The sequence below is a fragment of the Acinetobacter sp. SH024 genome (assembly GCF_000163635.1).
GTDB lineage: Bacteria > Pseudomonadota > Gammaproteobacteria > Pseudomonadales > Moraxellaceae > Acinetobacter > Acinetobacter pittii.
The window spans coordinates 750942-759830 of record NZ_GG753600.1; the positions used below are offsets into that span (position 1 = coordinate 750942).

The window sequence follows — 8889 nt, forward strand, 5'->3', positions numbered from 1 at the left end:
ATTTGGTGTAGCTTTTTAAAATATTCTATTCTGCCCTAAAAACAGATTTTTTATAAATTAGTTTTTGATATTTATGATTATTTTGTTTTTCACGATTAATATATAACATTCACACGAACCCAATCTTCATACTTAGTCGCCTGAACATTCGTAGTTGATATGATCGCTCCATGAATAGGAATATTTTCTTTCATTCCTGTCGCGATTCGTGAAGGTATTTTACCTGCCGCTCCTCCCCAAATTTGAGTATAGCCCGCATCTTGATACAGTACATATGCAACAGATGCTGGGCTGTTAGCAGATTTAAGTTCAAAGTTATTGTCAGAGGTTACAGCCAATTGATAGGGTGTATTTTTGCTGCATTGCACAGTTACATCCGTTCTTGCAGTAGGAACTGGCTGAGCACGTTCAACCGAACCAAAATCTAAGTTTCCTTGTGTGGAAACTTCACAAGTTTCTAGAATGGTTAAACTGACCCTTAACGATGTAGATGCATTGCCAGCATCCGCACTATTTATTGTCAACATTCCCATCAGAGAAAATAAAGCATGTCTAATGACTTTCATGTCTTCTCCTTAACTTTTTGTTCTAATGTCTATTCATCTTTATATTGTGTTTTTTCTGTTCCTATTAAAGAAACAGCTTTCAGGATTGTTTAGTTATAAGACTTAATATTGCACAGTGTCAATCTATACTAATCACATGATTTGCATATTATTTTTATAATTTGTGATGAGTTACACGCAATCTAACTAATTTAAAAAGTAGTGGATGTTTTTTATTCCTATTAATTATTTATACCAATCTATCTGATGATGAGTTGAAATTTTTTGGTATCTTAACTCAATAGCTAATTAACAAATAAAATCATTTGTACAGCTCTAATAGTCTTCATTGAATGCAACGTATCGTACTGCTCAGGACTTTAATTACTTAAATAATATTTATTAGTTTTATGTCAAAAATATCATACACAACATTTATTTACGTTATTTAAACATTTCACTTTAACGTTAAGAGAATTTAAAAATTATTCTTAAAATCCAAAAAATAAATATTCAAAAATATTTCTTCCTCCCTTAATTTAAAAAATTTCATTAATAACTATTCTAAAAATTCATCATTATTTTCTTTCATCATTGTGAGAATAAAAACATACGCAAACAATAGTATAGACAAAGCAAAAATACCAATCCATGACAATTTGTTTAACTTTAAAATATCAGGTGCTGAATTCAAACTACTCGTAAACTCTAAAATAGCAGCAAACAATCCTAACATACTAGAAAACATTAAAAACACAAAATCAATTAAAGAATGTGTAAGCCGATTTAATATATATTGTAGATTTAATTTTGAACTTGTTATTACATAATTTAGAGATGAAATAATTCCAATAACAATAAATATCCCAAGAAAAGTATTTATTATACTATCTATACCAAAATAATCCGTTAATAAAATTATATTTTTCTCTAACTCTTTCTTGTTTGTAAACTTATTTGTAGCTAAGTAAAAAGAAAAATACGATGCGAATGATATTAATATATATACAATACTCTCCGTAAAGAAAAAATGTTTTTTACTTTTCTTACTTTTAAGTATATATAATTTTTTATTAACAACGATATAATCATCTAAAGGTTTTTTTTCTTTTTTTTCATTTTTTTCATTTTCTAACGACATCATTTTTCCACTTAAACTTACCAAAAAATTTGGTTTAACAACAAAGACTATTACAAAAAAATTACAATTACATTGTATAAATTATTTTTTAATAATACAAGTTTATTATAATATTTTTAATTAGCACTTACACATCTAAAAATTAAGATGAATATTATTCTCCATGAAAGATTAAGCACACCAAATTATGAAGATTTTCTTTAAAATATTTTAATAATACAATAATAAAATTTAAGATACAAATTACTAATTCATTTTAACAACCTATTATAAAAATTATATTTTTCAAACAATTAAGCAAAAAAATACTATAGAATTAAAATAATCTAAATAATAATTCTAGTCTATTTTAGCAATAAAGTAACTATTTACTGTATCATAAATTAAACTGTCTTTAAAAATATCTTCATAATTTTTTATTCATATACAGAGATTTAATTTTTCTGTTATGAAGTTGTTTAACTCACAGTACTACACATAAATACCACTCCCTCTCCAACAGCATCTCTAAAAACCGAATAATTCTGTCCATTCTCGCAATTGCATAAAAAAACCGATCAAAATAATATTCAAACAAATAGATTATAACTTTACATATTGTTTAGCTTATAGATTCAATACTAAGAAAATTGTGAAGTTAAATTTAAAATGAATAATTCTGGCCTTTAAAACCATTTATTTTTAATTCGAGAAAACATTGATATGAAAAAATATTTACTCTTACTTTTACTTAGCTTTTATTCGGTTCATTCATTTGCTTCGGACAAACTGCATGGCAGTGTTTGGAAAACCATTGATGATGCAACCAATCAACCTCGAGCGCTGGTAAGATTTAACCAAGATAAAAATGGCAACCTCTCTGCAAACATCGAAAAAATACTTGTTCCAAGTGAGGCTAACAAATGTACGATGTGTGAAGGTACCTACAAAAACAAATCTTTGATTGGCTTAGCCATCGTCAAAAATTTAAAAAGTGTCGGTCAAAATAAATATGATAAAGGTTCTATCCTCGACCCACAGTCTGATAAAACCTATCGCTTTAGCTTAACAGTATCCCCAGATGGCGAAAAACTTACCGCGCGTGGCTACATTGGTATCTCTGCAATTGGTCGAAATCAAACGTGGTATCGAGTTAAATAGCTTATGAAGTAGCAGTAATCAACTTCTTATATCTACTTACCGATCATAATTACAATCAATATGTGCATGATACATGTAATAGTTTTTTATGATCGGTACTTAGCTTGAATCATCAGCATAATAATGACGAGTAGCGAAGGTATTGCAGCAATCACGAATAAATGGGTAATGACCAGAAATTGGGAAAGGTAGCCACCAAATAGCGGCCCAATGACCGAACCCAAACGGGCAATTCCGATACTCCAGCCCACTCCTGTAGTACGAAGTGAAACTGGGTAATAACTAGCAGACAGTGCATTAATGGCAGGTTGCCCACCAACAATTGCAAAGCCAGCAATAAAAATGATAATAAATAATAAAACAATATGGCTAACCGCATAGCCAATTAAAGCAACACTCATCACTGCAACCAAAAAAACAGGAATTAATACTTTATAAAATCCTGTCTTATCGATTTTAAGGCCCATCACCACACTACCAATCGTACCGCCTAATTGTAGAGTGGAACCGATCATCAATGCTTGATTTAATGAAAGTCCTGACTCTTTGGCCAAAGTCGGAAGCCAGTTTGCCAGAAAATATAGACTGATCATATTTAAAATACTAATGATCCAGATGGAATAGGTAAAAAACGCACGCTGATTTTTAAACAACTCAAGCGGTGACTTTTTAACCTCAACTTCAGTGTTATTAATAATTTTTATTTCCGAATTAAATGTTAATGCGGGATAAAACTTCTTTAACCAAAATAAAATCTTAGGATTATTTTTATTATCTTCACTCAAAAAATATAAAGATTCTGGCAGCTTAAAGTATGTGATAAAGAAAATAATTAAAGGAACAATACCGCCAAAATAGAAAATTGCCTGCCAGCTTCCCCAAGGAACTAATAAGGCGGATATACCGCCACCCAACATTGCCCCTACCGTATAGCCACAAGAAATGACCATCATAGTGAAAATACGAGATTTGAATGGAACAATTTCGGAGCTATAAGCCATAACATTTGGCATGATACCTCCTAAAAAAATTCCTGTAACAAAGCGGATTGCAGTCAATTGCTCAATATTGCCTACATGTGGTGTCACCAGCATCAATACCGAGAACATAAAGGTTGAGATCAGTAAGATGGGACGGCGGCCAAAACGATCAGAGAGTGAACTTAATAAAAATGATCCGACAAACAAACCAAATAAGCTGGCGCTAAACACAATTCCTAGCATGGATTTTTGAACGCCCCATTCTTCTATAATCATTGGGGCTGCGTAAGCCATAGACTGGATGTCATAGCCATCCATAATCATCAGTAATAAACAGGTGATCAGAATAAATTTTTGATAGCGTCCAACTTTCTGTTGATTGATCAAATCACTTAATGCAACTTCTTTCATGGTATTCCCTTCTCCATGACATGCTTTAAATTAATTCATTTTAATTATGCAATACGTAATCAATTTACGATTAACGTAAAATAAAATAGCAATAATATGCCAATAAAGTCAAAATATTATTTTTTTACAATATAAACAAAAAGTTAGATCGGATGATTTGATTCTATCGGAGTAATGATCTCAACTTATTGCACAGGGGCTATGGTCTGCTCATCTAACGAAAAACAAGCAAACCATACATCCTATTATTTAAATTATTTTTAGATTCAAACAGATGATTAAAAAAACAATCGAAAATCTTTTCCCTCTCAGCCGCCTGAGCTGAGCTAAATAATTCCCCTCACTCAGCATTCTCCTTTTCAGCAGAAGATCCATTACTTGATGGTTTAGAAGAGCCCGAAGCCATACTTGAGAATACGCCATCGCGATAAATCCATGCATGTAATAACGCAGCAGAAAGATGACCAATAACCACAGCAAATAATAACCAAGCCAAAATTCCGTGTAGAGAACGAAACCAAGCATAAAGCGTAGAGCTAGTAGGTGCTATAGGTGGAAGGTCCCAACCCGGAAATAAAGTTACAGGCCAATTACCTGCTGATAGCGTAGCCCATCCGAGCAATGGCAAACTAAACATCAAAAGATAAAGTAGCCAATGTGATGCATGGGCCATAAATGCTTGCCAGCGCGGTACAGTCGGCGGCAAAGGTGGAATTGGAAAACAGAGTCGATTTATTAATCTAATGATGACCAATAATAAGATTGCGATTCCTAAAGGACGATGGATATCGATTAACCACGGACGCCAAGTGATTGAGGTTGTCATTCCCACACCAATAAATAGCATGGCCAAAATCGCTACTGCCATAAGCCAATGTAGTATTCGAGCAGTCAAATTAAAATGACGTGGAGCATTATTGTTAGATTTGTTTTGCATGGCTGATCTCTCCTATTTGCCCACGGCATCCGTTGCTTTGCCAAATCCAATTTCACGTAAGCGAGCATTGTAAGATTGTGAATAGATGCCTGCTCGTGCGGCGAGTACTGGATCATCTGATAACTCAATTCCCGGTGGAACTAGTGTTGGATCAAAGTTAATGTCACGGCAAACGCCATTTACCTGTTCAGTTACATTTTTGACTTCCAATGTTCCTGCTATCACTTCTTTGCGTTCTTTTGGCCAAGGTTGAGATGGGTCATTCACTGGGTCTCCCGGCTCAGCAAGTTGCAAAACTAAATCCCAATATAGCGGCCCTTCAGCTAAACGTTTTTTGATGTCTTTAAATAAGAAATCATGGCCAGCTTGATCACGTTGTTCTTTCGTCAGGCTAATAAATTTTGAATGAGGACGCGTAGACCAACGAACTGGCTGTTCTTGTCCATTGGCGGCTCGCAATATAAAAGCATTTACGACATAAAATTCTGCACCGCTGAAACTACCGGTTAATGGCATCTTTGCCTTTTGCTCAATAGACTTACGTGCTTCTGGATATTCTTTTAAGAAAGCCTCAACAAGGGCTGGATCGGGTTTGCCAGTAGCTGGAACTGGTTTAAATGCTTTTTGCTGCGCCAAAAAACCTTCGGCATTTCGTGTAGGGAAATAGGGAAAGTTGTTTAATTTCATGCGCCATTGTGAATGATCAGCTGCGGAAAGTAATAAAGCCATACTCACTGTTGCTGTCGAATTATCTGCCGCATGCGGGTTACCACTTCCAATAGAAAAACGGCCAATCGCGGGTATATCAGACTTGGCAAATACCGTGGCTTTAGAGAGTGCCGCTGCAGAACCATTACTGTGGTAAGTGCCATCAAAACAAATACCCTTACCGTGTGCACGTCGATATCCGGGATCAAAGTTATTTAATGAGTCTCCCAAAAAAGTTTTGCTTGTGGTGCGATGTCCAAATAGACCGGCGACCCAAGCAAATGCTAATACTAAAGAGCCTGCGATTACAGCAATACCCACGAATCGCAGCCAATACTTCTTTAGAGTTTTAAAATTCAAATTATTCATTCTTAATCCTGTGTAAATTGTATGGCTGTATCCCTAAAAAAGAGTTTGGTCATGTAAAAAGAGTATTACTTACATTGATGGAACCAAATTCAAAATTAGCTGAGTAAATAAAATCTCAAAAGTTCTGGATCCAATAGAGATAAGCCTTAATATAATATTTATTTCCCGATCATATAAGGTACGCACCTCGGGGTTAGTATTCATCTTATTAACATTTGAATGGAGATAAATAAAGCATGGGAACGAAGAAACTAGAAGCTCCCACATTGACCGAAAGAGTCCGAAGAGGTGATCTTTTTACTGGCGAAAATAATTGTCAGTCCCGTGAAGTATTTGCTCATGTAACAAGTCTCTGGGGAGTGATATGTCTAATCGCTTTGCGTGATGGCACACATCGTTATAGTGAGTTACGCCGTAAAGCAAATGGAGTCAGCGAAAAAATGCTTACTCAGACTCTCCAGCATTTAGAAAAAGATGGTTTTATACGCAGAACTTCTTATCCAGTTGCCCCGCCCCATGTCGAATATGATTTAACGTTATTAGGTGAAGAAGTCGCTAAACATGTTGCAGCACTTGCGGATTGGCTAGAGGTTAATCTTAGCGATATTAAAGCAACTTCTTTAACAACTGATGATTGATAGCCTAGTTTCTAACTTACAAAATCTCTTACACTTACGGGTCCTCATCATCTTTTACGACTAATAATAGTTTTTAGATTTTTTAAACATAATCAAGCAACTGTTCTCATAAACAGCTGCTTGAGATTTTTCATTTATAAATAAAAATTAGCGTTTCTCATCATGAAGTAGCCAAACTTTTTTCATTTTTTTTATAATCGTCAGAATCAAAATAGCTTCTAATCATATTGGCGCTTTCTTCTGACCTTCTTCTTTCTTCTTCTAAATCGACTTTAACTTCTTGTCTGGCTTGATATTCAGCAGGAATCAAGCTTGCGAGTGGTGGAAGCTTAGGTCTGCCTCCAACTGTAATTCTTTCAATAAAGCCCGCTAACCACATGATGTATTCAAGCTTATTTTTATATTTGGGCATTAAACTGATATCTAGCTTAACTACGCACTTATCAGGCGGTTTGTTTAGGCATTCTTCAAAATCAATGTAATTATTTTTTAGTTTACATGAAGAACCCTTGAGCTCTTTTCTTATCGCACTTACTAAGTTATTGAGTTGCTCAATAGTGCTTTCAGAAAATAAATTCTTTTTCTCGCATTCTTCGTAAACCTTTTCGGCGATAGCTATAAATTTTGTCATCCCTATTTCCCTTTTATTATAGGCATTCTTATATCTTTTGCCTTTTAAGGAAGTATGATGAATTAATCATTACAAAATGTAAGGGATTTCTACTATTAAGTAATTAATAGGAACCTTTTGCAATCTATTACCCAAACCGTCCGCAGCGATAAAAATTAATGATGAATAGATCACAAAAAATAAAGATTAATTCGTCTCTGTTAGACATAAATTATATAAAAATCTATCACCTTTTCCCGATCAATTGCCCCATCTGAACTTAAAAGCTGAATAATTATGCCTTCAATCATATATAGAAATAGCTTTGCGTCCTGAAAAGTCGCATCCCTTTTGAATGCTCTAAGCTGACTATAGATTTCATTAATGAGCCATGTTCTATATCTCACCGCGGTTTGATAGGCTTTTGGATAAGTCAGTTTTGTTTCAAACATGGCTTTAAACAATAAATAGTACAGTCCCTCTAAATCGGTATGTAAGAAATAAAGTTTCTTAAGTTTTTCCTTCACGCTTAAGCCTTGGTCGTACTCAACAATTGAAACCACTTTTTCTTTTAAACGTTCTTTTTGTACGATCAGACAGATTTCAATAAACCGCTCTTTTGAATGAAAGAAGTTATAAAAAGTCGCTTTGGTGATTTTTGACTCTTTAACAATTCTGTCGACCCCAACCGTATGAAAGCCGTGATGGTGAAATAAATCAATCGACGTATTAATGACTTGAATAGCACGTGTTGAGAGAACTAACTTTGGCATAGTTTTACCGTTATAAAAATTCTTGTTGTATATAAATGAGATAAAAAACCTGTGCCCTTTCTGGGAGAAAAAAAGGCACAGCAAAGTCTATAAAGACTGTGCTTGGCACATCTCAAGTTTTATTGTTGAGTAAGTTTTTTGGTCGTGACGATTTAAAGCTTGAAAACCTCTCGGCGATCAAACTGCTTTAAAAGTTTAAGCTGTGTCGTGATAGCTTATGGCAAGGGCTGCCAAGAAATAATGGATGTGCAAAGCCAACTCCTTTTTATTGGGAGTTCTGCCAGACATTAAATTTATGGTGGCAGAACGAAAGAGGGTTGACGGACTGGTCATAGAGCCAGCACACCCGAAGGTGTCCCCCTCCCGTTCTGAACTGCACCCCATAAGTTAGACTTTTAAAACTTATGAGGTGTGCTCTATGCCAATTCCGAAGCATTCAAAAGAGTTAAAATTAAAAGTCATTCAAGCTTATTTAGAGGGAAGTAAAGGATATAAAATCCTTTCACAAGAATTTAATGTAGATCTCCAAACCATCCGCTTATGGATTGAAAACTATAAGGCACAAGGTGAAGATGGCCTGAATGTTAAAACTAAAAAAACCTACTACTCTTCCGAATTTAAAATCAAGGCTGTACAA

Annotated in this window: 10 protein-coding genes; 3 read left to right on the forward strand and 7 right to left on the reverse strand. The window is 34.4% G+C overall.

Going from position 1 to position 8889, the window contains the following annotated elements:
• Positions 1-95: 95 nt before the first annotated feature.
• Positions 96-566, reverse strand: coding sequence for a spore coat U domain-containing protein (locus HMPREF0013_RS09410; RefSeq protein ID WP_002163230.1), 471 nt, complete (start codon positions 564-566; stop codon positions 96-98).
• A gap of 538 nt (positions 567-1104) precedes the next feature.
• Positions 1105-1686 (reverse strand): hypothetical protein, encoded by a 582-nt coding sequence (locus HMPREF0013_RS09415; protein WP_002122108.1) that lies wholly within the window; start codon positions 1684-1686, stop codon positions 1105-1107.
• A gap of 702 nt (positions 1687-2388) precedes the next feature.
• Between HMPREF0013_RS09415 and HMPREF0013_RS09420 the strand changes: the two genes are divergently transcribed.
• Positions 2389-2826 (forward strand): DUF2147 domain-containing protein, encoded by a 438-nt coding sequence (locus HMPREF0013_RS09420; protein ID WP_002115795.1) that lies wholly within the window; start codon positions 2389-2391, stop codon positions 2824-2826.
• Between the two features lie 86 nt (positions 2827-2912).
• Here HMPREF0013_RS09420 and HMPREF0013_RS09425 read toward each other — a convergent pair whose 3' ends face one another.
• From HMPREF0013_RS09425 to HMPREF0013_RS09435, 3 genes are all read right to left on the reverse strand, one after another.
• Positions 2913-4217 carry an MFS transporter gene (locus HMPREF0013_RS09425; protein ID WP_002115784.1) on the reverse strand — a complete coding sequence of 435 codons (1305 nt, stop codon included), beginning with the start codon at positions 4215-4217 and terminating at the stop codon, positions 2913-2915.
• A 340-nt stretch (positions 4218-4557) separates the two neighbouring features.
• Positions 4558-5154 (reverse strand): cytochrome b, encoded by a 597-nt coding sequence (locus tag HMPREF0013_RS09430; RefSeq protein ID WP_002115802.1) that lies wholly within the window; start codon positions 5152-5154, stop codon positions 4558-4560.
• Between the two features lie 12 nt (positions 5155-5166).
• Positions 5167-6231 carry a catalase family peroxidase gene (locus tag HMPREF0013_RS09435; protein ID WP_002115813.1) on the reverse strand — a complete coding sequence of 355 codons (1065 nt, stop codon included), beginning with the start codon at positions 6229-6231 and terminating at the stop codon, positions 5167-5169.
• A gap of 236 nt (positions 6232-6467) precedes the next feature.
• Here HMPREF0013_RS09435 and HMPREF0013_RS09440 point away from each other — a divergent pair, with 236 nt between their 5' ends.
• Entirely contained in the window at positions 6468-6869 is a 402-nt protein-coding gene (locus tag HMPREF0013_RS09440) for a winged helix-turn-helix transcriptional regulator (RefSeq protein ID WP_005802574.1), read from the forward strand.
• A 160-nt stretch (positions 6870-7029) separates the two neighbouring features.
• On the opposite strand, the gene HMPREF0013_RS09445 is transcribed toward HMPREF0013_RS09440, so the two are convergent.
• Positions 7030-7500, reverse strand: a complete 471-nt coding sequence (locus tag HMPREF0013_RS09445; RefSeq protein ID WP_002115828.1) for a hypothetical protein — start codon at positions 7498-7500, stop codon at positions 7030-7032.
• A 200-nt stretch (positions 7501-7700) separates the two neighbouring features.
• Positions 7701-8252 (reverse strand): TetR/AcrR family transcriptional regulator, encoded by a 552-nt coding sequence (locus HMPREF0013_RS09450; RefSeq protein ID WP_002115790.1) that lies wholly within the window; start codon positions 8250-8252, stop codon positions 7701-7703.
• A gap of 418 nt (positions 8253-8670) precedes the next feature.
• On the opposite strand from HMPREF0013_RS09450, the gene HMPREF0013_RS09455 reads away from it, so the two are divergent.
• The coding region (locus HMPREF0013_RS09455; RefSeq protein ID WP_005802578.1) for a helix-turn-helix domain-containing protein at positions 8671-8889 on the forward strand (219 nt) is incomplete at its 3' end.

Coding starts and splice junctions, on each gene's coding strand:
- HMPREF0013_RS09410 (WP_002163230.1), bottom strand. CDS start 566: ATGAAAGTCATTAGACATGCTTTATTTTCTCTGATGGGAATGTTGACA.
- HMPREF0013_RS09415 (WP_002122108.1), bottom strand. CDS start 1,686: ATGTCGTTAGAAAATGAAAAAAATGAAAAAAAAGAAAAAAAACCTTTA.
- HMPREF0013_RS09420 (WP_002115795.1), top strand. CDS start 2,389: ATGAAAAAATATTTACTCTTACTTTTACTTAGCTTTTATTCGGTTCAT.
- HMPREF0013_RS09425 (WP_002115784.1), bottom strand. CDS start 4,217: ATGAAAGAAGTTGCATTAAGTGATTTGATCAATCAACAGAAAGTTGGA.
- HMPREF0013_RS09430 (WP_002115802.1), bottom strand. CDS start 5,154: ATGCAAAACAAATCTAACAATAATGCTCCACGTCATTTTAATTTGACT.
- HMPREF0013_RS09435 (WP_002115813.1), bottom strand. CDS start 6,231: ATGAATAATTTGAATTTTAAAACTCTAAAGAAGTATTGGCTGCGATTC.
- HMPREF0013_RS09440 (WP_005802574.1), top strand. CDS start 6,468: ATGGGAACGAAGAAACTAGAAGCTCCCACATTGACCGAAAGAGTCCGA.
- HMPREF0013_RS09445 (WP_002115828.1), bottom strand. CDS start 7,500: ATGACAAAATTTATAGCTATCGCCGAAAAGGTTTACGAAGAATGCGAG.
- HMPREF0013_RS09450 (WP_002115790.1), bottom strand. CDS start 8,252: ATGCCAAAGTTAGTTCTCTCAACACGTGCTATTCAAGTCATTAATACG.